The 22,887-nt window shown below is 64.8% G+C and carries 23 protein-coding genes; 19 read left to right on the plus strand and 4 right to left on the minus strand.

From position 1 onward, the window contains the following. Positions 1-151 precede the first annotated feature (151 nt). Positions 152-1,075 (minus strand): sigma-70 family RNA polymerase sigma factor, encoded by a 924-nt coding sequence (locus I5803_RS21320; RefSeq protein WP_196988315.1) that lies wholly within the window; start codon positions 1,073-1,075, stop codon positions 152-154. A 321-nt stretch (positions 1,076-1,396) separates the two neighbouring features. On the opposite strand from I5803_RS21320, the gene I5803_RS21325 reads away from it, so the two are divergent. The 6 genes from I5803_RS21325 (at position 1,397) to I5803_RS21350 (ending at position 6,418) form a co-directional block, all read left to right on the plus strand. Then, positions 1,397-2,419, plus strand: a complete 1,023-nt coding sequence (locus I5803_RS21325) for a ketopantoate reductase family protein (RefSeq protein WP_196988316.1) — start codon at positions 1,397-1,399, stop codon at positions 2,417-2,419. Then, positions 2,416-3,258 (plus strand): class II aldolase/adducin family protein, encoded by an 843-nt coding sequence (locus tag I5803_RS21330; RefSeq protein ID WP_231402493.1) that lies wholly within the window; start codon positions 2,416-2,418, stop codon positions 3,256-3,258. Before I5803_RS21325 ends, I5803_RS21330 begins: the two co-directional genes overlap by 4 nt. 4 nt (positions 3,259-3,262) lie before the next feature. Continuing rightward, complete coding sequence (locus I5803_RS21335) at positions 3,263-3,655, plus strand: tautomerase family protein (RefSeq protein ID WP_196988317.1); 393 nt, start codon at positions 3,263-3,265, stop codon at positions 3,653-3,655. Between the two features lie 63 nt (positions 3,656-3,718). Continuing rightward, positions 3,719-4,216, plus strand: a complete 498-nt coding sequence (locus I5803_RS21340) for a cupin domain-containing protein (RefSeq protein ID WP_196988318.1) — start codon at positions 3,719-3,721, stop codon at positions 4,214-4,216. Positions 4,217-4,271: 55 nt separating this feature from the next. Further along, entirely contained in the window at positions 4,272-5,285 is a 1,014-nt protein-coding gene (locus I5803_RS21345; protein ID WP_196988319.1) for a tripartite tricarboxylate transporter substrate binding protein, read from the plus strand. 35 nt (positions 5,286-5,320) lie between these two features. Then, positions 5,321-6,418, plus strand: coding sequence for a 2-hydroxyacid dehydrogenase (locus tag I5803_RS21350; RefSeq protein ID WP_196988320.1), 1,098 nt, complete (start codon positions 5,321-5,323; stop codon positions 6,416-6,418). Between the two features lie 38 nt (positions 6,419-6,456). On the opposite strand, the gene I5803_RS21355 is transcribed toward I5803_RS21350, so the two are convergent. Next, entirely contained in the window at positions 6,457-7,467 is a 1,011-nt protein-coding gene (locus tag I5803_RS21355) for a tripartite tricarboxylate transporter substrate-binding protein (RefSeq protein WP_196988321.1), read from the minus strand. A gap of 169 nt (positions 7,468-7,636) precedes the next feature. Between I5803_RS21355 and I5803_RS21360 the strand changes: the two genes are divergently transcribed. The 3 genes from I5803_RS21360 to I5803_RS21370 are packed head-to-tail and all read left to right on the plus strand — an operon-like array spanning position 7,637 to position 10,677. Further along, positions 7,637-8,692 (plus strand): Bug family tripartite tricarboxylate transporter substrate binding protein, encoded by a 1,056-nt coding sequence (locus tag I5803_RS21360; RefSeq protein WP_196988322.1) that lies wholly within the window; start codon positions 7,637-7,639, stop codon positions 8,690-8,692. A 42-nt stretch (positions 8,693-8,734) separates the two neighbouring features. Further along, positions 8,735-9,724, plus strand: a complete 990-nt coding sequence (locus tag I5803_RS21365; protein WP_196988323.1) for a tripartite tricarboxylate transporter substrate-binding protein — start codon at positions 8,735-8,737, stop codon at positions 9,722-9,724. Positions 9,725-9,783: 59 nt separating this feature from the next. Beyond that, the gene (locus tag I5803_RS21370) at positions 9,784-10,677 is read left to right on the plus strand and encodes a LysR substrate-binding domain-containing protein (RefSeq protein WP_196988324.1); all 894 of its coding nucleotides are present in this window, start codon (positions 9,784-9,786) and stop codon (positions 10,675-10,677) included. Here I5803_RS21370 and I5803_RS21375 read toward each other — a convergent pair. Then, a complete protein-coding gene (locus tag I5803_RS21375) occupies positions 10,664-11,635 on the minus strand; it encodes a tripartite tricarboxylate transporter substrate binding protein (RefSeq protein WP_196988325.1) in 972 nt (323 codons plus the stop codon). The two genes, I5803_RS21370 and I5803_RS21375, sit on opposite strands and share 14 nt — an antisense overlap. A gap of 210 nt (positions 11,636-11,845) precedes the next feature. On the opposite strand from I5803_RS21375, the gene I5803_RS21380 reads away from it, so the two are divergent. The 9 genes from I5803_RS21380 to I5803_RS21420 are packed head-to-tail and all read left to right on the plus strand — an operon-like array spanning position 11,846 to position 20,958. Next, on the plus strand, positions 11,846-12,472 hold the full coding sequence (locus I5803_RS21380) for a flavin reductase family protein (protein ID WP_231402494.1): 627 nt from the start codon (positions 11,846-11,848) through the stop codon (positions 12,470-12,472). Beyond that, complete coding sequence (locus tag I5803_RS21385; protein WP_196988326.1) at positions 12,465-13,661, plus strand: CaiB/BaiF CoA transferase family protein; 1,197 nt, start codon at positions 12,465-12,467, stop codon at positions 13,659-13,661. Before I5803_RS21380 ends, I5803_RS21385 begins: the two co-directional genes overlap by 8 nt. Beyond that, a complete protein-coding gene (locus I5803_RS21390) occupies positions 13,658-14,878 on the plus strand; it encodes a CaiB/BaiF CoA transferase family protein (RefSeq protein WP_196988327.1) in 1,221 nt (406 codons plus the stop codon). Before I5803_RS21385 ends, I5803_RS21390 begins: the two co-directional genes overlap by 4 nt. Continuing rightward, positions 14,875-16,209: an MmgE/PrpD family protein gene (locus tag I5803_RS21395; RefSeq protein ID WP_196988328.1), complete on the plus strand. Its 1,335-nt coding sequence runs from the start codon at positions 14,875-14,877 to the stop codon at positions 16,207-16,209. Before I5803_RS21390 ends, I5803_RS21395 begins: the two co-directional genes overlap by 4 nt. Positions 16,210-16,231: 22 nt before the next feature. Next, positions 16,232-17,008, plus strand: a complete 777-nt coding sequence (locus I5803_RS21400) for an enoyl-CoA hydratase/isomerase family protein (protein WP_196988329.1) — start codon at positions 16,232-16,234, stop codon at positions 17,006-17,008. Further along, positions 17,005-17,763: an enoyl-CoA hydratase/isomerase family protein gene (locus I5803_RS21405; RefSeq protein WP_196988330.1), complete on the plus strand. Its 759-nt coding sequence runs from the start codon at positions 17,005-17,007 to the stop codon at positions 17,761-17,763. The genes I5803_RS21400 and I5803_RS21405 overlap by 4 nt, the downstream gene beginning before the upstream one ends. A gap of 9 nt (positions 17,764-17,772) precedes the next feature. Beyond that, complete coding sequence (locus I5803_RS21410) at positions 17,773-18,759, plus strand: Bug family tripartite tricarboxylate transporter substrate binding protein (protein WP_196988331.1); 987 nt, start codon at positions 17,773-17,775, stop codon at positions 18,757-18,759. Between the two features lie 12 nt (positions 18,760-18,771). Further along, positions 18,772-19,770, plus strand: coding sequence for a Bug family tripartite tricarboxylate transporter substrate binding protein (locus I5803_RS21415; RefSeq protein WP_196988332.1), 999 nt, complete (start codon positions 18,772-18,774; stop codon positions 19,768-19,770). 15 nt (positions 19,771-19,785) lie between these two features. Further along, positions 19,786-20,958 (plus strand): thiolase family protein, encoded by a 1,173-nt coding sequence (locus I5803_RS21420; RefSeq protein WP_196988333.1) that lies wholly within the window; start codon positions 19,786-19,788, stop codon positions 20,956-20,958. A 9-nt stretch (positions 20,959-20,967) separates the two neighbouring features. Here the strand turns inward: I5803_RS21420 and I5803_RS21425 are convergent, their stop codons facing one another. After that, entirely contained in the window at positions 20,968-21,762 is a 795-nt protein-coding gene (locus tag I5803_RS21425) for an SDR family NAD(P)-dependent oxidoreductase (RefSeq protein WP_196988334.1), read from the minus strand. Between the two features lie 110 nt (positions 21,763-21,872). On the opposite strand from I5803_RS21425, the gene I5803_RS21430 reads away from it, so the two are divergent. Next, positions 21,873-22,835, plus strand: coding sequence for a LysR family transcriptional regulator (locus tag I5803_RS21430; RefSeq protein ID WP_196988335.1), 963 nt, complete (start codon positions 21,873-21,875; stop codon positions 22,833-22,835). Positions 22,836-22,887: the final 52 nt, after the last annotated feature.

Genomic DNA, 22,887 nt, shown 5'->3' on the forward strand with positions numbered 1-22,887 from the left:
GTTTCCTCAGATGTGAATGATGGGCGGAGGCCGAATCCGACCTCTCACCCACAAGACGTTTGACTTGAAGGCGCTGTGACACATTCCGGAGGAATACTTTCGTCGCCAGTCATCCTGCGCTAGTCGCGTTGGCTGACATCCGGTCGGTAATTCAGAGAGGTTCGCCTCGCAGCAGCAGATGACCCTGACGTTTGATGCCCGCCAGCTTGGCGGGATTGCGCTGTATCCGCACCTGCGAGATGCGACCCCTGTCGAATTCGAATGCCTGCACGGACTCCAGCTCCCCTTCCAAGTAACGCAAGAGCGCCCACTCGCCGTTCAACAAGGCGAGTTCGAGCCGCATGCCGCCGCCATGTCGCAGGTGGTGCGCGTAGTAAAGCTGGGCAATCCGCTGTGCTCCGCTCAAAGTGGAGCGAAGGCTTGGACCGCCGCCGCCGAAGTCGCCCACCAGCGCGGCCTCGTCGTCCAGAAGCGCGCGAACCCCAGCCAAGTCGCCTCGCGTGATCGCCTGGACCAGGCGGCGAAGCTGCTCGTACTGCTCTTGGGGCGGGGTTCGTACCTGGTGCCTCTTCGTGCCGCGTGCCTTGGCGACGCTTTGCTTTGCGCGGTGCACCGTCTGCCGGGCAGCCGCCTCACTCTTCCCGATGGCCACGGCGATCTGCTCATAGTCGACTTCGAAGACCTCTCTGAGCAGGAATGCTGCGCGTGCTTCCGGCGTCAGGCAATCGAGCAGTACGAGGAAGGCGATGGACACGTCATCGGCGAGCTCGCGAATTTGCTCCGGCGAGGCCGGTCCTTCCTCGATGAAGGGCTCCGGGAGCCAGGTGCCCGGATAGGCCGCCCGCCGCAGTTTGGCTGAGCGCAGCCGGTCGATCGCCATGCGGGTAGTGACCGTGACCAGCCAGGCCTCGGGCACGAGCACGGCGGCACGAGCACTCTCGGCCTCATCGTGCCAACGCAGCCACGCATCCTGCACCAGGTCCTCGGCCTCCTGCACCGAGCCAAGCATGCGGTAACCGATGGCCATCAACCGTGGGCGCAGGCGTGAGAAAAGTTCTGTAGACGATGAAGACATGCACACTCCGACATCCCCGCGGGCCATGTCTCAGTGATGCGGGAACGCGGGCAAAGCGAGTGTATGCGCGCGAAGTTCGAGGATGTCCCAGCACTATCGGCGCACGGGGAGTGCTGTGCGCGCGACACCTCGAACCGCGTCTACTCCTTCAATTTCCCTAAACGAATCGAAAATCGTTTCGGTTGCCGGCGCCGCTGCTGCCGACCAGAATCGGCTGAACATGAACACCGAACCGAGCATGGACTTGCGGCCTTCACACAAGAGGCGTTGCAATTGCCTGCCGCAGCGCCTGCTGCACGAGAAGCACCATGTAGATGAACCGTGCGCGCGCAGGGCGCGACCGATACTGTGAAGAAAATCTGCGTGTTCGGCGCCGGTGCAATCGGCGGCCATTTGGCCGCCAAGCTTGCCCGCGCGGGGCTTGACGTCTCCGTCGTCGCTCGCGGTGCGCACCTCCAGGCCATTCGCGAGAAGGGCCTGCGGTTCACCTCCGACACGGAAGATTTCGTCACCCATCCGAACGCAACGTCGGACACTCGGGAACTCGGTCCGCAGGACTTGGTCATCACGACGCTCAAAGCTCACGCGCTTCCGGGCGCCGCAGAGCAGATGGCGCCGCTGCTTGGCCGGGGTACGCCCGTGGTCTTCGCGGTGAACGGCATACCTTGGTGGTACCCCTACCGTGGCGAGCAACCGGCGCTCGGGCCGGTTGCCTCGCGGCTGGACCCACAGGGAGCACTCTGGAAGACGCTGGGCGCCAATCGCGCGATTGGGTGCGTCATCAGTTCTCCTAACGAGGTCATTGCACCGGGGGTCGTGCACAACAACCGGCCCCACAACAGCTTCATTGTCGGGGAGCCGACTGGCCAGATGACGGAACGGCTCACGGCATTGGTGACTGCGCTTCAGCCCGCGCTGCCCGGCGTTGCCGCCACCACAGACATTCGCACGGCCATGTGGAACAAGTTGATCCTCAACCTCGCAGGCTCCCCCCTTTCCTGCCTAGTGGACGCTCCCTGGATCGAATTCACCGGCAATCCGGGGATGGTCCGAATCTTCACGGCACTGGTCAATGAAGCAACGAGGGTTGCGGCGGCACATGGCGTCGCGGTGACGACGACTGCAGAGCAGTTGCTCGCCCTGATGCAGCAAGTGCGGCACGTGCCTTCCATGCTGGCCGACTTGCGCGCGAAGCGTCCCCTGGAGACGGACGCGATCCTTGGCGCCGTGCAGGACTTGGCGCGTGCAGCGGGGATCGATACGCCAACGCTGGACATCATCGCGGCGCTCCTCGAGCAGCGCGCCCGCTCTCTCAACACCAATCCCCAGGCAGCAACCTCATGAACGCCCTCCAGACCCCTGTTACGTTGGTGGATCCCAGCGGCCTCTCGGCACGCGGAATGGTCGCGCCCGGTGACGTGCAAGCAACGCCGGTTCGCCAGCGGGTTTCCGAGGCCGAATGGAAGCTGCGCGTCGACCTGGCGGCCTGCTACCGACTCATGGACATGTTCGGGATGACGGACATGATCTACAACCATATTTCCGCGCGACTGGCTGACGAGCCGGAGCACTTGCTGATCAATGCGTATGGGTTGCATTACAGCGAGATTACTGCCTCCAACCTTCACAAGATCAACCACGACGGCGAGATCGTGGAACGTGGCGACACGCACTACGGGATCAATCACGCGGGCTTCGTCATTCATGGTGCGATTCATGCGTCGCGGCGCGACGTTCAGTGCGTGATCCACACCCACACGCGCGCAGGCATCGCCGTATCAGCGATGGAGGAGGGGCTACTCCCACTGTCGCTGCATGCCATCCGCTTCACCGGCAATGTCGGCTATCACGATTGCGAGGGCACCGTCGTCGACCTCTCCGAGAGAGAGCGGATCGTCCGCGATCTTGGCGCGAAGGACTTGCTCGTGCTGCGCAATCACGGCCTGCTGACCTGCGGCGCGTCCATTCCGGAAACCTTCAACACCATGTACATGCTGGAACAGGCGTGCCGCGTCCAGGTCGATGTCATGGCGGCCGGTGCGCAGGTTCGGCTGGCCAGTCAGGACGCCCAGGCAGCTACCGCCCATCTGTTCAAACCAAGTGTTCGCAGGCCGTATGGGGTCATGGAGTGGGAAGCGTTGACGCGGCTGCTCGACCGGCAGGACCCCTCATACCGGAGCTGAGACGATGCCGCACCTGGTCCTCGAGTGCACGGGGCGCCTTGCCGCCCAGATGGATTGGGACGCCACGCTCGCTGCCATTCACCGCGAGCTTGCCGAGCGAGGGTACGCGGCCGAGCACACCATCAAGTCGAGAGTGCATGTGACGGCGTTCTACCGCAGCGGGCAGGATCCTCAGGCCGAGCAGCTGGTGTGCCAGCTCTTGATGACCCGTGAGCGACCTTCCTCCACGCGGTCGGAGATGGCCGAGCTGATTCACGTACAGCTGTCCGAAGCGGTCGCACGCACCACCCCGAGCGCGTGGGTGCAGTGCGCCGTGCTGCACCACACGGCGGCGTCGGGTGCGTACCTCCTTCGCCAATGGAATGCGCCGGGCGACGACATTGCGCGCGGCCGATAGGCCGGAGCGCCTCCAACACTTTTCCACTAACCGAAAGAAGGCTCTATGCAAGTCAACCAAGCGATGTTCGCCGTGGCCGATATCATCAAAGCGTTCGAGCAGCAGGCAGCGCGCATCGGCCCTCGGTTCTTCGAGCTCTCCGCACAGCTGCCGGCGTCCGGCCGGGCCGACACCCCGATCGCTGCAACTCCAAACATGACGGTGCTGTTGAAGTGCTACGCCTCCGGGGGCGAAAACGCGCTGCATGGTCACTCGAACGAGGATCACACCTTCGTCGTGCTGCAGGGCGAGGCCACTTTCCATGGGCCGGGCGGGGAAGAGAAGGTCGTGGGGGCGCTGGGCGGCGTGCTGCTTCCGCACGGAAGCCTGTATCGCTTCATTTCGACGGGCGAACAGACACTGGTGATGCTGCGCATCGGCTGCGCCGTCTCGCCCGGCCTCGACGTCTACGCGCGTGTGGGTCAGGACGGCAAGCCCATGGCCGGCGACTCCGCGGAAAACAAGCAAGGGCGCCTGCAATTGACCGAAGAGTGGTTCACGCCCAAGTCGTTCGCGAATTGAGCACTTCGTTCGATCTGCGCTTCTACCGGACATCTACAACAGAAAGAGACAAATCATGAATCTGTCCCATACCGCCGTGTTGGCCTACGCGCTGCTGGCCAGTACGCTGGTGTCCGCCCAAAGTGCGGATGTCAAGGAAAGACTGCGCCAGCTGCAGCCTGCCGACTTTCCCGCACGCCCCATCGAGTTCGTCGTCAACACGCCCGCGGGTGGTGGTATGGATGTCACCGCGCGACTTCTCGCGCAGAAGTTCCAGGACTACACGGGCCAACCCGCGCTCGTTCTAAATCGCCCCGGAGCGGGCGGCTTGCTGATGCACACGTGGATCACGACGAAGGCGCCCAAGGACGGCTACTCACTTGGCATCATGCAGAACACGATCGTGGGCGACTCGATGCTGCGCTCGGAGGGCAAATGGTCCTACAAGGACCTCGACAGCGTGGCGTACATCAACCACGAGCCGGTCGTGTGGCTCGCTTCTGCGACGGGACGCTTCAAGGACAAGTCATTGGCGGACATCCTGAAAGAAGCGAAGAAGAGCCCACAGTCGGTGAGCATAGGCGTGGTGTCCGATACGCTCCTGCAGAACATCGCCGACCAGGTTGAGCTGGCCAGCGGGACGGAGCTGAACAAGATTCCATTCCAGGGCGGCGCGCCGGCACTGCACGCCTTGATGGGCGACCAAATCGACCTGACGTTTGGCTTCTTTGCCGAATTCCGCGGCTCATTGAGCAGGGTGCGTCCAGTGGCCGTCGCGAGCGCCGCTCCCGTCGCCACCCTTCCCGCAACGCCCACCTTCGACTCGATATTGGGAACGCAGGACGTGCAATGGATGGTCTGGCGCTATGTCGCGATGCCCAAGGGCGTCCCGCCCGCTCGACGGGCATGGCTCGCCGCGGCATTTGCTGAAGTACTTAACGACCCGGAGCTCCTGGCGGAATTCAAGCGTCGCGGCGCGCTGACCGACCGCGCCAATTTCCGGACGTCCGAACAGGTGAGCGCCGAACTCGACAGGCTCGCGGAAAGCGAGCGTCGCTTCTACATTAAAGTCGGGCGAATCAAGCCCTGAGCGTGCCCGCCTCGACCTCCAACTCATACCTCGCCATGACCGACTCAACGATAGCCAAGCACGCCACGCGACCCCCGAAGATCTTCATCTGTTACGACCATGCGCTCGACGCGGTTCTCGACCCCATCGCATCGCAACTCGGCGCCTTGGGTGCCGAAGTGATACGCGGACCGAAGAGCGTGCCTGGAAGCGTCATCGACTACCAAGGCGACGACTTGCGCATTTTCGATGACGTGGATGCCGCGATGTTCAGCTCCCGCTCGCGTTGCACGAGCGAGGTCTTGCGGTCGGCGCCGAGGTTGCGGGCAGTCATCGCGCCAACGGTCGGCGTCGAAACCATCGACGTGACTGCCGCCAGCAAGATGGGCATCATCGTCGGCAACGGCGCAAACCCGGAGAACTCCACCTCCATGGCCGAGGCCGCGATCATGCTGATGCTGAATCTCATGTACGGACTGCGCACGACCGAAGAGATCCTGCGGCAGTCCAGGCCACGGCCCAAGCTGGACGAAATGCATGCGCGCTCCATTCGCGGAGCGACGGTCGGCATCGTCGGCCTCGGCAATATCGGCCGCGCGGTCGCCGAGCGATTGGCACCGTTTGGTGCAAACCTGATCGCTTACAGCCCGCGCGCGGACAGGGATAACGTGCCCGCTGGCGTGCGTCTGGTTGGCTTCGAGGAACTGATGAGAACCGCCGACATCGTTGGCGTGTTCGTGGCGGTGACCGCGGAGAATCGGGGACTGATCAGCGAAGGGGCACTGCGCTGGATGAAGCCGACCTCGTTCCTGGTCAATGTCGCGCGTGGCGACGCCGTGGACGAATCGGCGCTTGCCCGCGCGCTCCAGGAAGGCTGGATCGCAGGCGCGGCGCTCGACACCTTCGTCAAGGAGCCCCTGCCCGCCGACAGTCCTTTGAGGGCGTTGAAGAATGCGATCCTCACACCGCACCTGGTGGGAATGACGCGCGACGCAATCCACGCCATCCCCGGTACGGCCATCGAGAACTTCCGCCGCGTGCTCAATGGCCGGCTCCCGGTGTACTGCAAGAACCCCGAGGCGCAGGCGCGGTGGCAAGACCGGCTCCGTGGAATGACACCATACATATTGCCGAAGGGCTTGCTCGAAGCTTGAGGCTTCCGGGAACCGCGCACCAGCGCGGCGCCCGAGCTTCACTCACCCGGCTTGATGCGGGCATCCTTGATCAGCTTGCCCATGGCCGCCACTTCGTCACGGACCGATTGATTGAAGCGTGCGGCACTGATCGGCATCGGTTCCACACCCATGCCAAGCAAGGTATCCCTCACGGCCGGCACGGCAATGCTCTGGCCGAGGCCCGCGGCCAATCGGTCCAGGATCAAGGGTGGCGTGCGCGCGGAGGCGAACAGAGCGACCCAGGAGCTGTAGGCAGCCTCGGGAAAGCCGGCTTCAGTCATGGACGGCACGTTGGGCAACAGCGATGACCGTGCGGCGGGGCCGACTGCGAGTGCCTGGATGCGACCACTCTTCACCAGGGGCAGCGCGTTGGGCGCCGCAAGAAAAACCCAGTCGAGCCGGCCCGCAATCAGCTCGGTCACGGCCTCCGGTGCGCCTCGAAACGGGATGTGCACGACATCCATCCCTGTGGCGGATGCAAGCTTGGCGCTGTTCAGGTGGGATCCAGACCCTGCGCCGCCTGAACCGTAATTCAGCTTTCCGGGCTGCGCCCTGGCGCGCGCAACGACGTCGGCGACCGAAGCGTAGCCCTTGTCTGGGTTCGTCACCATGACGAACATGGAAGACCCCAATGGACCGATCGCGGTGATGTCGCGAAGGGTGTCGTAGGGCAAGTGGGGATAGAACGCAGGGTTGACCGCGTGCGCCGATGACGCGGCGAGCAAGGTGTAGCCATCCGCGGGGGCCGTAACGAGCTGCCCTGTCGCGATGGATCCGCCGGCGCCGGGTCGGTTCTCGACGATCACGCCTTGTGCGTTGAGCTGGCGGGCGAGCTCGGGTGCGACTGCGCGTGCTACCAGGTCCGGGCCGCCGCCGGCCGACACGCCGCAAAGCAATCGGATCACCTTGTCCCTGGGCCACCCGCCCGCCTGCGCGAAGGCCGGCGTGGCACTCGCGGAAACCAGCCAGGCTCCGACAGCGACTCCCGCCTGCCGTCGGTTCATTTCATGAGCGCGTGTTCGGTTCATCCGGGTGCCTTTCTGTGTGCGGGGGCGTATCGAAAACGGCGCGATTGTCGTCTTGGTCCGCTCCGCAGGGCAATGGAGAAGTTCTCTCGTGGTCTTCATCAAACCTAAACACGGCGCGGGAGGCCGCCGTCGACGGGACAAACGCACGCGGGATGTTTAGAAATACTGAATGGATGCCGAATCATCTCGATTGAATCCGCTGACGACGCCGCTGAGAATCCGATGCATGCGTCAACCTGCAAACAACCTGATTTATCGACTCGTGACGGTGCTCGCCGCGACCTCTCTGCTGGCGTCTGCGCCGTTCGGCACCGCGCTAGCCCAGCCCTACCCAGCCAAGCCGGTCAAGCTGCTGGTGGGGTTCCCCGCCGGGCAGGCTTCGGACCTCGTCGCCCGGCTGCTGGCGGACGAGTTTCGGAAAGAGCTGGGCCAGCCCTTTGTCGTCGAGAACCGACCGGGCGCCGGGGCCACCACTGCCGCCGACCTCGTCGCCAAGTCGGCTCCTGACGGCTATACCCTGCTCGTGAGTTCGAGCGGTCCGCTGGCGGTCGCCCCGAGCCTGTATGCGCGCCTTCCCTACGACACCCTGGCGGACCTCGCGCCGGTGGCGCTGATCGTCTCCGCGCCTCAGGTGCTCGTCACCGCCGCCACCTCGACGACACGAACGTTCCAGGAAGTCCTTGCCAGCGCAAAACGCGCAGGCAACACGCTGAACTACGGCTCCAGCGGGAACGGTACGGCTAACCACCTGGCGATGGAGATGCTGCGCCAAGCCGGCGGCCTCCAAATGGTCCACGTGCCATACCGCGGCTCGGGACAGGCCATCACCGACGTGATCGGGGGCAGCGTCGACCTCATGATCGAGACGGCCACTGTGTCCGTTCCCCTGGTCAAGAGCGGAAAGCTGCGGGCATTGGCCGTCACCAGCACCCAACGGCTGCCCCAGTTGCCGGACGTGCCCACGATCGCCGAATCAGGTTTTCCGGGCTTCGAATCGGGTACCTGGATCATGCTGCTCGCGCCACGCGCAACTCCCAAGGCCGTGCTGGCACGGCTGCATCAGGTGACCGAACAGACACTGGGCGAGCCACGCGTGCGCGAGGCGCTCGCGGCCATGGGATCGACGCCGGTGATCGCGTCGCAGGCGGAGGCCGAGATCTATCTGCGAGCGGAGTCATCGAAGTGGGCCCGCGTGATCCGGGACGCCAGAATCCGGATCGAGTGAGGCAGTCGGCCCGCACATCGAGATGAAAAAAAAGGAGACACGATGACACCGTACCCAAATCGCATGACCCGACGGTCACTCCTCGCATTGCTGCTTGCGCCTGTCGCCGGGGGCGCGACCGGAGAGAGCGTCTGGCCGAAGTCAAAGCCGCTGCGTATCCTTGTTGGCTTTACGGCCGGAAGCGCTACCGACGTGATGGCGCGGGCGATCGCCCCGGACCTGGGCCGCCTGCTCGGCACGCCAGTGATTGTCGACAACAAGCCTGGCGCCGGCGGTGCAATTGCGACCGCGCAGATGGTGCAGGCGCCAGCCGACGGGTACACGATCGTGCTGAACTCTTCGGCGCACGCGGTGAATCCGTCCTTCAATCCGAACCTGCCTTTCGACACCCTCCGTGATGTGAGTGCGATCGGTCCGCTCGGATCCTCGCTCTTCGTGATGGTGGTGGCACCCGACCGGGGCTACCGCTCGGTCGCCGACCTGGTGGCCAAAGCCAGGGCGCAGCCGGGCAAACTCAACTACGGCTCAGGGGGAATTGGCACCGGATCGCACCTGAACTCCGCCAAGCTGGTTTCCGCTACGGGCATTGACGTCGTCCATGTGCCCTCGAAAGGAACGCCGGAAGCGATGATCGATACGATCGCCGGACGACTCGACTGGGTGTTCGCGCCCGCGCCCGCGGCGGTGCCGCTGATCCGCGAAGGCAAATTGCAGGCGCTGGCCGTCGGACCGGCCACGCGCTCGCTGGCCTTGCCTTCCACGCCATCCATGGCGGAGGCCGGCTTCCCGGAGGCCGCTTACGCGTCATGGGTCGGCCTGTTCGCCTCTTCGAAAACAGCCCGGCCGATCATCGACGCGCTGAGCAAGGCGCTGGCCGACGTCGTCAAGCTTCCCGCCGTCCAAGAGCGGCTGGTCGCGCTCGGAACCGAGCCGATGCCGATGAGCGCGGCGGAGTTTGACCGCTTCGTCGCGAGCGAGGTGAAAGCGATGCAGCATCTCGTCAAGGCCGCCCGGATCCAGCCCCAGCAGTAATTCGCGCTTTCGACGGGTACGTCTTGGCCGCCTGCTGATTCGGGCCGACAATGACCGCCATGAAGCGATCCCAGTTGCCGTTGACGGCCTTGCGCGCGTTTGAAGTGGCTGCGCGCCACCGCAACCTGCGCGCCGCATGCGAAGAGTTGAGCCTGACGCCAGGCGCCGTAAGCCAGCAGGTCCGGGTGCTGGAAGAGCGTCTGGGCGTCCCGCTTTTCGACAGGACGAACGGGAGGTACGAGCCCACGGACGTCGGTGCACGGCTCGCGTCGCGTCTGACCTTGTCGTTCAACGACCTGGAGGGAGCGGTGCGGGAAGTCGTGGATGACGCCGAGCCTCACCGGCTTCGCCTGAAACTCGCGCCCACCTTTGCCACGCGCTGGCTCGCGCCCCGGCTTGAAAGCTTCTTCTCGCACAACCGTGGGATCGACCTCGAAATCATGAGCATTGCCTCGACATCCGAGATCACCTTCGAGCAATGCGATTTCCTGGTGCAATTCGGCACTCCCCCCTGGCCGGATCTGGACGAAATCCTCTTGTTCCATGACGAACTGACCGTGGTGTGCAGCCCGCGCGTGGCGAATTCGCTCAAGCGGCCCCAGGACCTCGCCAAGCAGACGCTCCTGCACTCTTCATTTCGTCCGGACAACTGGCGGCAATGGTTCGAGTCCGCGGGGCTGGCCCTGGCCGGCGCGAACAAAGGACCGAAATTCCCGAACGCCCTGCTTGCAAGCGAAGCCGCAATCAGCGGCGCCGGCGTCGCCGTGATGCAGCGTGCCTATGTGCTCAACGACTTGGCCAACGGGCGGCTGGTCGAACCCCTGCAGCACCGCGCGCGATCGCCCAACGGCTACTACATGACGAGTTCGAGCCGGCGGCGCCGCGAGCGAAAGATCCGCGACTTCAGCCGGTGGATCCGCAGCCTTGTGGAAGGCAGCGTCAATCCGGCTTGATGTCGTTGGACTTGATGACCGCCGTCCATCGCGCGAGGTCCTGGCCGATCAACGCGCTCAACTCGGCCGGCGTGCCGGTCGCGACATCCAGGTTTTGCTGCGCGTAGGCCGCTCGCACTTCCTTGTCCTTCAGCGCCTGCTCGACGGCTCCCACCAGCTTGTCCATCACGGGTTTCGGTGTGCGGGCGGGCGCGAGCAGTGCATACCAGGCATCGAATGCAAAGCCCGGCAAGGTCTCACTCATCGCGGGCACCCCTGGCGCGAAGGCCGAGCGCTGCGCTGTGGACACCGCGATCCCGCGCAACTGACCTGAACGCAGGAACGGCAGGACGCTGGGCATGCTCCCGAACGTCATGGAGACCTGCCCGCTGATCACGTCCGTGGTTGCGGCGCCGGTCGTCTTGTAGGGAACGTGCTGGAGCTTCGTGCCCGCGGCCGTGTTGAACAGCACGCCCAGGATGTGGTTGGGGGTCCCGTTGCCGGGGGAGGAGTAGAAGAGGGGATCCCTCGCGGCATTGGCGTGCGCCACCAGCTCGCGCACGTTCTTTGCCGGCACCGTTGGATTCACGGCCAGCACGTAGGGCGTCGTCGCCACCAGACCGATCGGTGAAAAGTCGGAGACCGGATTGAAGTTTGGCTTGGCATACAGCGCCGGATTCACCGTGAGCATGCTCCCGAGGGCGAGCAGCAGGGTATAGCCGTCCGGGGCGGCGTGGGCGACCGACTCCGACGCGACGTTACCGCCAGCCCCCGGCCTGGACGCCACCACCACACCGACACCGAGCGATTTGCTCATTGACGCGGACAGCGTGCGTGCCACCGCATCGGCGGCTCCGCCGGTGGTGGGCGTCACGATGGTGATGGGCCGGTTGGGATATCCGGCGGTGTCCGGCTGAGCCTGGACCGAGGCGGCCAGCGCGCAGAGCGCGGCGATTGCGAGGCAACGAAGGGGTGTCATGCGAGTCTCCTGAACCTGTTGGACTGTCTGCGAATTGTTCGCGGAACACCCGCCGCGAGCCAAGTGAAACGATTTGACCGCCGTTTAGTTTTATTTCGGGGGTGGGCGGGCGACGACAAAGGCCGAGGCCCGCCACCGCTTTCAGAAAAGCTAAACGACCGGCAAAACATCTCCATTGAGCGGCGCCCCGCTCCCCGCCACACTTGCCGCATGCTTGAAACCACCTCCGACGTTCTTCCGCGCTTCGACGTTCTCGACCTCATGTCGATGACGGAGGACAGCCGCTACAAGTTCCTCACGGGATCGGTCGTGCCCCGGCCCATCGCCCTGGTGACCTCACTGAGTGAAGAGGGTGTGCTCAATGCCGCGCCGTTCAGCCAATACGTGATCGTGTCGGTCACCCCGCCACTGCTGGCTTTCGTCGCGCACGATCTGCCGGGTGGGGCGAAAGACACGGTGCGCAACGTGCTAGCCACGAAGACATTCGTGATCAACAGCGTCACCGAGTCGATGGCCGAACAGGTGCAGCAATGCTCACAGCTGTATCCGCCGTCCGTGAGCGAGGTGGACGAAGTGGGCTTCACCACCGTGCCGTCTCTCCACATCCGGCCCGCCCGGATTGCGCAGTCGCCGCTGCAGTTCGAATGCCGTCTCGAGCGCACGGTCGAATTCGGCGGGACCGGCTCCCGCACCACGATGATCGTCGGCGAAGTGCTGGCTGTGCACAGCGCGGCTGGTGTGGTATCGGGTCACCGGGTGGACCATTCGCGCCTGAGCCCGCTGGGCCGGATTGCCGGACGGGCCTATTGCCGCACGGGGGAGGTGATCCATGTCTGACGCATTGGCTGGACTGCGCGTGCTCGATCTGTCGGATGCGAGCGGCCAATACTGCGGGAAGATGTTTTCGGATCTGGGCGCCGAGGTCATCCTGATCGAACCGCCCGACGGATCGCGTGTGCGGCGCCAGCCGCCCTGTTTCGAAGGCAGTGACGGCGCTAAACATAGTTTGGCATTCGCCTACTTCAACGCAGGCAAGAAAAGCGTGCGCATCGACCTGGACACCGCGCAAGGCCAGCAACAATTCAAGGAGCTCGTTGCCATGAGCGACCTGATCCTGGAGGCTGAGCCCCCGGGCCGCATGGCGGCGCGTGGCCTCGACTTCCATCGCCTTCACGCGCTGAAACCCTCGCTCGTGATGACCAGCATCACGCCCTTCGGCCAGTCCGGACCGTATGCCGGTTATGCAAGCGACGACCTCATTTTGCTGGCTGCCGGGGGCATGCTCTCCCTCGGCGGCTACCACGATTCGGCGCCCATCGCCGTCGCGGGCAATCACGCCTGGCTCGCGGCCGCGCAGTTTGCCGCGGTTGCCAGCATGACAGCCCTGCTCAGCAGCGATGGGGCAGGGCGATGCATGGGCAGGCACATCGACGTGTCAGTCCAGGAGTGCGTCGTCAAGGGCATGGAGAACGCAATCCAGTTCTATGACCTCGAGGGTGTCGTGCGCAAGCGCGAGGGCGGCAAACCGCGCTGGGCCGGTACCGGCGTGTTCGACTGCCAGGATGGACAGGTCTACCTGATGGCGGGCGGCATCGTGCCCGACCGGTTCCGCGAGGCATGCGTGCGCTGGATGATGGAGGACGGCGTCCAGGGCGCGGAAGTCATGCTCCAGCCTGAGTGGGCCAGCCAGGATTTCCAGATGACGGATGCCGCGCGCGCGCACTTCGCCGGCTGTTTCGGACCGTTCGCGCGCGAGCGCACGAAGCAAGCGCTGTACAGCGAGGCGCAGGCGCGCCGCATCCCCTTGTGCCCCATCAACTCTCCGGCCGATCTGATCAACTCCACCCAACTGCTTGCCCGTGGTCACTTCGTGGAGATGATGGACCCGTTGATTGGCAAGCCCGTCCAGATGCCTGGCGCGCCGTATCACCTGTCCGCCACGCCTTGGCGCTCGCGCGGCCCCGCGCCAAGCGTGGGAGAACACGATGACTTGCTCGCAGAATTTGCACAGGAGCTGACGGCATGAACGCACTGCCCCTCGCTGGCGTCCGGATCGCCGACTTCACTTGGATCGGCGCCGGCTCGTTCACGACCAAGATGTTCTCGGACTTTGGCGCGGACGTCATCAAGATCGAGAGCCAGCAACGGCTCGACAGCCTGCGAATCAGCCGGCCCTTCAAGGATGGTAAGCAGGGAGTCAACCGTAGCGGCTACTTCTCCGAGCGCAACAGCAACAAGCGAAGCATCACGCTGAACCTGAAGGACGAACGCGGCCAGGCGATCGCCAGGCGGCTCATCCAGCGCAGCGACATCGTGGCGAACAACTTCACCCCCGGAACCATGGAGAAGTTCGGCCTCGGCTATGACGCCGTGCGCGCGATCAAGCCGGAGATCATCTATCTCGCAATGTCGATGCAAGGTGCCACCGGTCCTGAAAGGGATTACCTGGGCTATGGGCTCACCATCGGCGCGCTGACCGGGCTGCAGTTCCTGTCGGGCCTGCCCGGGCGCGAGCCGGCAGGGACCGGTACGAATTACCCGGATCACATTCCCAACCCCTGTCATGCCGCCTTCGCCGTGCTGGCTGCACTGCGGCACCTGCGGCGCACCGGGGAAGGGCAATTCATCGACGTGGCCCAAACGGAGCCAACGGTCTCGCTCCTGGGTCCCTCGGTGCTCGACTTCACCGTGAACGACCGCGTTCAGGTGCGCAGCGGCAACGAACGCGAGCACGCCTGCCCGCATGGGGTGTATCCATGCACCGGCGACGACCGGTGGATTGCGATTTCCGTGTCGTCGGACTCGCAGTGGCGCGCCTTGCTGCAGGTACTAGGTTCTGCGCAGGAGTTGGAGAGCCTCGCAGGCGCATCCCTGCAGGATCGCCGGCGTGAAGCGGCAAGGATCGACGAGGGCATCGCGGCAGTCACCCGGGGGCGCTCCGCGGAGGAGCTGATGGAGACACTGCAGCGTGCGGGCGTGCCCGCCAGCGTGGTCCGCAACGCACGGGATCTGGTCGAAGACGATGCTCAACTTCGGCATCGTCAGCACTGGGTGAGCCTCGACCACGCCGAGATGGGTCGAACCCTCTACGGCGCGCCGCCGTACCGGATGAGCGACGTCGGACAAGTGCCGACGCGGGCTGCGCCGCTGCTCGGCGAACACACCGACGAGGTTCTGGGCAGTTTGCTCGACCTCGCCGCAGAGGAGATCGATACGCTGCGCACGGAGGGCGTCCTGACATGACCGCCGCTGCTCAGCAGATCGCGAGGTTCGCATCGGAATTCCGCCCTTCGTCGCTGTCCGCAGCTCACCTGGAGGCCTGCGGCAGGGCGATGGCCGACACCTTCGCAGTGGCGATTGCCGCCCGTGGCGAGCGGCCCGTCGAATGCGCGTTGCGCTATGCGCGCGGCCAGGGATCGGGCGGTCCTGCGCGGCTCTGGGGAACGGCCCTCGACGCGTCGGTCGAGGGGGCAGCGCTTTTCAACGGCATCGCGGCCCATGCGCTCGACTATGACGACGCCAGCTCTCCGATGTGCGGCCACCCCAGCGTCGTCCTTCTGCCTGCGCTCGTCGCATTGGGACAGGCCCGAGCCGTGACCGGTCCGCAACTCGCCGCAGCCTACGTCGCAGGATTTGAGGTGGCCTGCCGGCTGGGACGAGGTCTGGACCAGACGCACTATGACCGCGGCTGGCACATGACGGCCACCGTCGGCACGGTAGCGAGCGCGGTGGCCTGCGGCAACCTGCTCCGCCTCGATCAGTCCCGCATCACGCATGCGATCGGATTCGCCGTCGCGCAAGCCGCCGGCACCCGTGCGAGTTTCGGAACCGATGCGAAGTCGTTCCAAGCCGGATATGCCGCCGCCAGTGGCGCCCGCGCGGCCCTGCTTGCCGAGGCAGGACTCACGGCGGCAGGAGACGCGCTGGACGGCAAGGCCGGCTTCACAGCGCTGTACTCGGCGGGCGAGGAGCTCGCAGACAGCTTCGCGTCGATCGGGCACGAACCGCTGGAGATCGACCGCAGCGGAATCGAAGTCAAGAAGTACCCTGCGTGCTACGCGGTGCATCGCGCGCTGGATGGGATGTTCGACCTTCGCGATGCGCACCGGTTCACGGCCGATGCCGTGTCCGAGATCCAGGTGGAGACCAGTTACGGCGCGCTGGCTCCACTGATCAAGCAGCAGCCGACCAACGCGACCGAGGCGCGATTCAGCATGCAGTACGCGCTGGCGGCCGCGCTGGTTGACGGCGAGATCTCGCTGCAGTCCTTTTCAGACGACGCGATACGGCGGCCCGCCATTCAAGCTTTGATGCCCAGGATCACGGCGCGCGAGCAGCACGGGACGATGACGCCGCGCTGGGCCACCCTGGAAGTGAAGACGGCCGAGGGGCAACGTTGGAGCACGCGGGTCGAGACACTTCGCGGCGCCCCCGAAAAGCCGCTGACTCACCAACAGCTCCAGGCAAAGGTTGCTGACTGCCTGCGATGGGGAAATAGCGCGCTCGAGGCCCCCGTCCTGATGAAGCGCGCCCTGTCTCTGGACATTCTCCAGTCCGCGTTTCTCGCGGCCTGACCCCTTCCCACTCTCCACCATCATGACCCTCCTCATCGAAATTTCCGAGCGGATCGCAACCGTGACGCTCAACCGGCCGGAAGCCCTCAACTCGCTCGACCCCGAGACGCTCGTCGAGCTCAACGAAGCGTTTCCGCGTCTCGACCAGAATGACGATGTGCGAGTCGTCATCCTGACGGGAAGCGGCGACAAGGCGTTTTGTACCGGTTCTGACCTGAAGAAAACCATGCCGCCCGCCGAAAGCGTCGCGCAGCTGACGTTCGGCCGCAAGTTGCCTTACTACCCCTTCGCCGGACTCGATATCGAGAAGCCCATCGTGTGCGCAGTGAATGGCTATGCGCTCGCGGGCGGAATGGAGTTGGCCTTGCTCAGCGATGTGCGTGTCGCCGCGTCGAACGCGGAGTTCGGCCAGTCGGAGGTTCGCGTTGGGAGCATTCCGGCAGCGGGCGGCACCCAGCGCCTGCCCCGGCTGATCGGCCGGTCAGACGCCATGCTCATGATGCTGACCGGCGACCGCATCGACGCCGCAGCGGCCCTGCGACTCGGTCTGGTCAGCGCCGTGGTGGAGCCCGAGGCGCTGCAGGCGCATGCGCGTGCCATTGCGCGTCGCATGGCGGAGAACGCGCCCCTGTCCGTGCGCGCGATCAAGCGCCTGGTTCGAGACGGGATGGATGAGGACCTCGAGGCGGCCATCCGCCGCGAACAGTATGTGCTGGGGGTGCTGCGAGACACGCAGGACCGGATCGAAGGCCGCCGCGCGTTCCAGGAGCGCCGACCGCCGGTGTACCAGGGCCGATGAACATGCGCGAGTCCGGCAAGCCCGCCACGCGGAGCATCGAAGTCGAATTGGGCGAGGGCGGGGTCGCCATGATCACGATCAACAGGCCGCACAAGCGAAACGCGTTGGACCGCGCCGCGAGAGGCGAGCTACGTGAAGCGCTGATCGCCACGTCGGACGGAGGGTTCCGGTGCGTGATCGTCACGGGCACGGGCGCATCCTTCTGTTCCGGCGTGGACTTGAAGGAATACGCGGCCGATCGCGCAAGCCATGTGACGGAGGAACCGGCGACCGACTGGACGGAGATCAACCTGGCCATCCGCTCACACCCGGCGGTATTCATCAGCGCGGTCAACGGTGTGGCGCTGGGGGGCGGCGTGACGCTCCTCGGCGTGTGCGATCTCGCGCTGGCGGCAGACGACGCAATCATCGGGCTGCCCGAGGTGTCGTTCGGCGCGTTTCCGCAGCTCTCTGGCCCTGCCGCCCAATTCCACCTCACGCCAAAGAGGGCGGCGTGGCTAGCCCTCACGGCCGACCAGATCGACGGCGCCACCGCGGCACAGTGGGGGCTCGTGAACGAGTCGCTGCCGGCCGATCGTCTCATTGCGCGAGCGCGTGAAATCGCGGCGCGGATCGCGGCTTTCAAGCCGGAGGTTCTCTCGAAAACAAAGTCGGCGCTTGACGATATGCCGGGCATGACGCGCCCGTGGCGCCAGGCATTCGAGCGTGGACTGCGGGTGAACGACGAATTGCGGCATGGAATCCCGGCTCGCTAAGGAAACGCGATGAAATTTTCTCTTCGTGCTGCGTGCACGTCCTTGATGCTGGCCACGGCGGCGTGCTCTGCGGCGCATGCGGCGGACCGGCCATACCCCGAGCGACCGGTGCGCCTCGTGGTCCCGACGGCCGCGGGCGGGCCCACCGACTATGTGGCTAGACAGCTTGCCCAGCAACTGTCGACAAGCCTTCAGCAGCCGGTCGTCGTGCACAACATTCCTGGCGCCTCGGGCGTTCTCGGGGCGGCCGAAGTGGCGCGTGACAAGCCCGATGGTTACACCCTGCTCTTCACGCTGAACACACCCATCACGCTTGTTCCGGCCACAGGAAAAAAACTGGGTTACGACGTTAAACGCGATCTCGTGCCACTCGCACATATCGCGAGCACCCCTCTGGTCCTGTATGTCGGGTCCGCGCTCCAGATCAACAGTTTCGATCAGTTCGTCACCCGCGCACGCCAGCGGAAGGGGAGTGTGAGCTATGGCTTTCCGGGAACGGGATCTTCCTTCCATATCCTGGGCGAGTACCTGAACAAGACCCTGGCTCTCGATCTGGTCGCGGTGCCGTACAAGGGCGCGGCGCCTATGCTCAATGACCTCGTGGGTGGCCAGCTGTCCGCGGGAATCAATGACATCGGCGTCACGGCCCCGTTCGTTAAGTCCGGAAAACTACGTGCCTTGGCCGTGACTGGCGAGCGCCGATCGCCCGCCGCGCCGGACATTCCCACTTTCGGCGAACTGGGCATTGCGCACGTCGAGCGCCTTTCGCCCTGGTGGGGCGTGTTCGCTCGCGCAGGCACGCCGGAGCAGATTGTTGCCAAGGTCTCGCAGGAAGTGGTGAAGGCAATGAACGATCCCGCGCTGCGCGCCCGCCTTGCCGAGTCCGGCTACGAGGTGACGGGCTGGGGGCCGGTAGCCACCGCGCGCGCCATCGACGAGGAGATGATCCGGTGGCGCGAAATCCTGTCGCAGTTGGGCGACCTGAAATTCGAATAAGGAGACGAGATCGTGAATACAACCATCTGCACCTCGCGACGGGCGTTGCTTGCTGCTTCGCTCGTCGGGGGGATCATACCGGCGAAGCTGCTCGCCGAAGAAGCGCCCTGGCCCAAGGCGCGGACGCTTCGCATCCTCAACGGATTCACCGCCGGGAGCGCGACCGACGTCGTCGCAAGGGCCGTCGCACCTGCGCTCGCAGAAGCGCTGGGCGCGCATTCCATCATCGTAGACAACAAGCCGGGCGCGGGCGGCTCTATCGCCGCCGGCATGCTGGTGGCGGCCCCTTCCGACGGCTACACCTTCCTCGTGACGTCATCCGCCCACGCGATCAACCCCTCCTTCTATCCCAGGTTGGCATATGACACGCTGCGTGACATCACCGCTGTGGGTCCGATCGGCTCGTCGATGTTCATCATGGTGACTTCGCCATCGAAAAAGTTCCACAGCGTGAAGGATGTCGTCGAGGCTGCCAAGCAACAGCCCGGCAAGTTGAACTATGGCTCAGGCGGCGTGGGATCCGGGTCGCACCTGAACAGCGCGAAGCTGGTGGTCACGACGGGGATGGATGTCGTTCACGTGCCGTTCAAAGGAACCACGGAGGCCCTGTCCGACACCGTGGCAGGACGGATGGACTGGATGTTCGCGCCTATCCCCGCGGCGGTCTCGCTGATCAAGAGTGGCCGGCTGCGGGCACTGGCCGTAGGACCATCTGAGCGCTCTGCGATTCTTCCCGATGTGCCATCCATGTCGGAGGCCGGCTTCCCGGCCGCGAGCTATTCCTCCTGGGTGGGGATGTTTGCTTCATCGAAAACACCGGCCCCTATCCTGGAAAAAGCGAGCGCGGCACTTGCGCAGGTCGTGGCGCAGCCTGCCTTGCGCGAGCAACTGTTCAAGATGGGGACTGAACCCATGTCCATGAACGCCGCGCAATTCAACCGCTTCGTCCGCGACGAAGTTGCGGCGATGGCGACGCTCGTGCGGGCCACCGGAATCAAGGTCAACGATTAATCCAAAGGAAACAGCATGGACCAAGTCAGGATCGCGGGCGTCGGACAGACGCCCTTCGGCAAGTATCTCGGCGTCGGCGTGCGAACGATGGCCGAACAGGCGCTCGATGCGGCGCTGCTCGATGCACAGATGGAGGTGGGCCGCATCGGCGCCGTCTACTTCGCCAATGCGTTGTCCGGCCTCATCACGGGGCAGGAAACCATCCGCGGCCAGGTGGCGCTGCGCCACACCGGGCTGATGGGCAAGCCCATCATCAATGTGGACAACGCCTGCGCTTCAGGCTCGACGGCGCTCCATCTCGCCTGGTCCGCCGTCGCGAGCGGGCAGGTCGATGTTGCATTGGCCATCGGCAGCGAGCAGCTCACGCACGCCGACAAGGCCGTCACGTTCGCCGCCTACGCGTCCGGCGTCGATGTGGAGGAGCGCGAAGCGCAGGACAGGCACGCGCCCAGCGACCGGTCCGTCTTCATGGACATCTATGCCGAGCGCACACGACGCTACATGCAGCGCAGCGGCGCGACGCCGCGAGACTTCGCGATGATCACTGTCAAGAGCCGCCAGGCCGCGAGCCTGAATCCACTGGCGCAGTTCCGCACGCCCACCACCATCGAGGAAGTGCTTTCCGCGCGAATGGTGAGTGAGCCGCTCACCTTGCCAATGTGTTCGCCCATCGCCGACGGTGCGGCGGCCGTGATCCTGGTCCGCGGCGCCGCTTCTGCCGCGAGCCGCCGCAGTGTCTACGTGCGCAGCAGCACGCTTGTTTCCGCCAACGCGGATGGCGTCGATCCGGTGTGCGCCGTGCGTGCCGCCAACGGCGCCTACGAAAAAGCGGGCATCGGTCCCCACGATATCCACGTCGCCGAAGTGCATGATGCATCGGCACCCGCGGAGATCATGCTGTACGAGCACCTCGGCTTCGCGGGCCGCAATGAAGGCGTTCGCCTTGTGCGCGACGGCGTCACCTCTGTCGGCGGCTCGCTGCCAGTGAACCCGGGCGGCGGGCTTCTGAGCCGGGGCCACCCGGTTGGCGCCACGGGACTCGCGCAGATCGTCGAACTCACGACCCAGCTGCGCGGGGAAGCCGGGGCGCGCCAGCGACATGGCGCCAAGGTTGCACTGGCGGAATGCTCGGGTGGCAACCTGGGCCTGGACTCCGCGGTTGCCGCCGTCACGATCCTCAGTGTCTGAGGGGCAACGTCATGCGATGCTGCGCACCACCCCGCCGTCGACCCGCAGGGCGGCACCCGTGGTCGCCACGGCTTGGGGGGATGCCAGATACACCACCATGTTCGCGACTTCGTCGGGGCTCGTGAATCGGCCCAGCAGCGATGTGGGACGCTGCGATTCGATGAACGATTTCTGGACCTGCTCGAGTGTCCTGCCTTCCTGCTTTGCGACCGGTTCGAGCCAGCCATTGAGGCTCTCGGAGGCGGTGGGGCCGGGGACGACGGCATTGACGGTCACTCCACTGCCGGCCACCAGTTCGGCCAGGCCGCGCGAGACTGCGAGCTGGGCCGTTTTGGTCATGCCGTAGTCGATCATGTCCTTGGGAATGTTCAGGGCCGATTCGCTGCTGATGAACACAACGCGGCCCCAACCCTTGCTGACCATGCGGGGCAGGTAATGTCGCGCGAGACGCACGCCGCTCATCACGTTGAAGTCGAACAGGTGCAACCAGTCTCCATCGGTGAGTTCCTGGAAGGGCTTCAGGTTGGCGGTGCCGAGGTTGTTGACGAGGATGTCGGCGTGTTCGACGCCGGCTGTGAGGGCGGCGGCCCCCTCGGGGGTGCCCAGATCGGCGGCAACCCCGTCAAGCTGCGCGTCCGGCTGCCCTGCGCGGATATTCTCGATCGCCGCCTGCACACGCGCCTCTGTGCGGCCGGTGATGACAACCCGTGCGCCGGCGGCAGCCAGGCCCCGCGCAATCGCCAGGCCGATTCCTGCAGTGGAGCCGGTCACCACAGCCAATTTTCCGTTCAGTTCGATCTTCATTTGTTTGCCTTTCTGTGTTCGAAACAAGGGTTAGCGGAGAAGGCAAGTGTTGAGCGTCGGAGGCGTCCGGTGAAGGCAGGCGAGGCTCATATCGCCTATGCTTCTGGCGCATGAATCCGAAGCCCATCGACAGGGGAGCCGACCGTGCAACGGGCAAGTTGTTGTGGATGGCCTGCTTCGTCAGGGCCGTCGAGACGGGTAGCTTTTCCGCCACCGCGCGAGAGTTGGGCATCGGGCAGCCGAATGTCAGCCGGCACATCACCGCATTGGAGGATCATCTCGGCATTCGACTCTTCCAACGGACGACCCGAAAATTATTGCTCACCGCCGAGGGCGAGCGCTACTACGTTGATGCGCGCCTTGCATTGGAAGCCGTGGAGGAAGCGGACTCCGCCGCACGCGGAGACGATGAACCGAGAGGCCTGTTGCGGGTCAGCTGTTCTGTTCTGGTGGGTCGACTGCATGTACAGCCCCTTGTAGCGCCCCTCCTAACGCGTTATCCGGAGCTGGAGATCGAACTGCATTTGTCGGACGATTACGTGAATGTGGTCGAGGAGCGATTCGATATGGCAGTACGCGTCGGCACCTTGAGGGACAGCATGCTGGTAGCGCGCAAGGTCGGCATTTCAGAGCGCGCGGTATTCGCCAGCGCCGAATACCTGCGAGCGAGGGCGGAACCCGCGACGCCGACAGAACTGTTGCACCACGACTGCATCCTCCACACGCAGTTGGCAACGGGCAGCCTGTGGCCTTTTCAAGGATGCGAAATAAGCGTACAAGGCCGCTATCGGCTCAATCACCACGAAGCCATCCTCAACGCTGTACGTGACGGCCTGGGCATCGGACTGGCGCCCGTATGGATATTCGAAGATGACCTGCGCGCCGGGCGTGTGAAGGCGCTCTTGCGCGACTATCCGCTTCCGGGCGCCGACATCAACCTGCTGTACCCGACGAGGAGGCTGATGCCCGCGCGGACGCGGGTCATGCTTGACGCGATCACCCGAGCATTCTCTGGAAATGCATCCATGCAGCCGGGCTATCTATCCCGTCTGTTCGAGTCTGATCGAGTCTGAAGCCTAGCCCTGACAGAGTAATCAATGGACCGCACTGCGGGGACGACGTGCG

Source organism: Caenimonas aquaedulcis (genome assembly GCF_015831345.1).
GTDB classification, from domain to species: domain Bacteria; phylum Pseudomonadota; class Gammaproteobacteria; order Burkholderiales; family Burkholderiaceae_C; genus Ramlibacter; species Ramlibacter aquaedulcis.

What these genes read in the sequence shown, in the direction of transcription:
- I5803_RS21385 (WP_196988326.1), top strand. Translation starts at nt 12,465, where the DNA reads ATGTCTGACGCATTGGCTGGACTGCGCGTGCTCGATCTGTCGGATGCG.
- I5803_RS21420 (WP_196988333.1), top strand. Translation starts at nt 19,786, where the DNA reads ATGGACCAAGTCAGGATCGCGGGCGTCGGACAGACGCCCTTCGGCAAG.
- I5803_RS21345 (WP_196988319.1), top strand. Translation starts at nt 4,272, where the DNA reads ATGAATCTGTCCCATACCGCCGTGTTGGCCTACGCGCTGCTGGCCAGT.
- I5803_RS21430 (WP_196988335.1), top strand. Translation starts at nt 21,873, where the DNA reads ATGAATCCGAAGCCCATCGACAGGGGAGCCGACCGTGCAACGGGCAAG.
- I5803_RS21330 (WP_231402493.1), top strand. Translation starts at nt 2,416, where the DNA reads ATGAACGCCCTCCAGACCCCTGTTACGTTGGTGGATCCCAGCGGCCTC.
- I5803_RS21405 (WP_196988330.1), top strand. Translation starts at nt 17,005, where the DNA reads ATGAACATGCGCGAGTCCGGCAAGCCCGCCACGCGGAGCATCGAAGTC.
- I5803_RS21410 (WP_196988331.1), top strand. Translation starts at nt 17,773, where the DNA reads ATGAAATTTTCTCTTCGTGCTGCGTGCACGTCCTTGATGCTGGCCACG.
- I5803_RS21360 (WP_196988322.1), top strand. Translation starts at nt 7,637, where the DNA reads ATGGATGCCGAATCATCTCGATTGAATCCGCTGACGACGCCGCTGAGA.
- I5803_RS21380 (WP_231402494.1), top strand. Translation starts at nt 11,846, where the DNA reads ATGCTTGAAACCACCTCCGACGTTCTTCCGCGCTTCGACGTTCTCGAC.
- I5803_RS21320 (WP_196988315.1), bottom strand. Translation starts at nt 1,075, where the DNA reads ATGTCTTCATCGTCTACAGAACTTTTCTCACGCCTGCGCCCACGGTTG.
- I5803_RS21370 (WP_196988324.1), top strand. Translation starts at nt 9,784, where the DNA reads ATGAAGCGATCCCAGTTGCCGTTGACGGCCTTGCGCGCGTTTGAAGTG.
- I5803_RS21340 (WP_196988318.1), top strand. Translation starts at nt 3,719, where the DNA reads ATGTTCGCCGTGGCCGATATCATCAAAGCGTTCGAGCAGCAGGCAGCG.
- I5803_RS21400 (WP_196988329.1), top strand. Translation starts at nt 16,232, where the DNA reads ATGACCCTCCTCATCGAAATTTCCGAGCGGATCGCAACCGTGACGCTC.
- I5803_RS21355 (WP_196988321.1), bottom strand. Translation starts at nt 7,467, where the DNA reads ATGAACCGAACACGCGCTCATGAAATGAACCGACGGCAGGCGGGAGTC.
- I5803_RS21350 (WP_196988320.1), top strand. Translation starts at nt 5,321, where the DNA reads ATGACCGACTCAACGATAGCCAAGCACGCCACGCGACCCCCGAAGATC.
- I5803_RS21335 (WP_196988317.1), top strand. Translation starts at nt 3,263, where the DNA reads ATGCCGCACCTGGTCCTCGAGTGCACGGGGCGCCTTGCCGCCCAGATG.
- I5803_RS21375 (WP_196988325.1), bottom strand. Translation starts at nt 11,635, where the DNA reads ATGACACCCCTTCGTTGCCTCGCAATCGCCGCGCTCTGCGCGCTGGCC.
- I5803_RS21425 (WP_196988334.1), bottom strand. Translation starts at nt 21,762, where the DNA reads ATGAAGATCGAACTGAACGGAAAATTGGCTGTGGTGACCGGCTCCACT.
- I5803_RS21390 (WP_196988327.1), top strand. Translation starts at nt 13,658, where the DNA reads ATGAACGCACTGCCCCTCGCTGGCGTCCGGATCGCCGACTTCACTTGG.
- I5803_RS21395 (WP_196988328.1), top strand. Translation starts at nt 14,875, where the DNA reads ATGACCGCCGCTGCTCAGCAGATCGCGAGGTTCGCATCGGAATTCCGC.
- I5803_RS21365 (WP_196988323.1), top strand. Translation starts at nt 8,735, where the DNA reads ATGACACCGTACCCAAATCGCATGACCCGACGGTCACTCCTCGCATTG.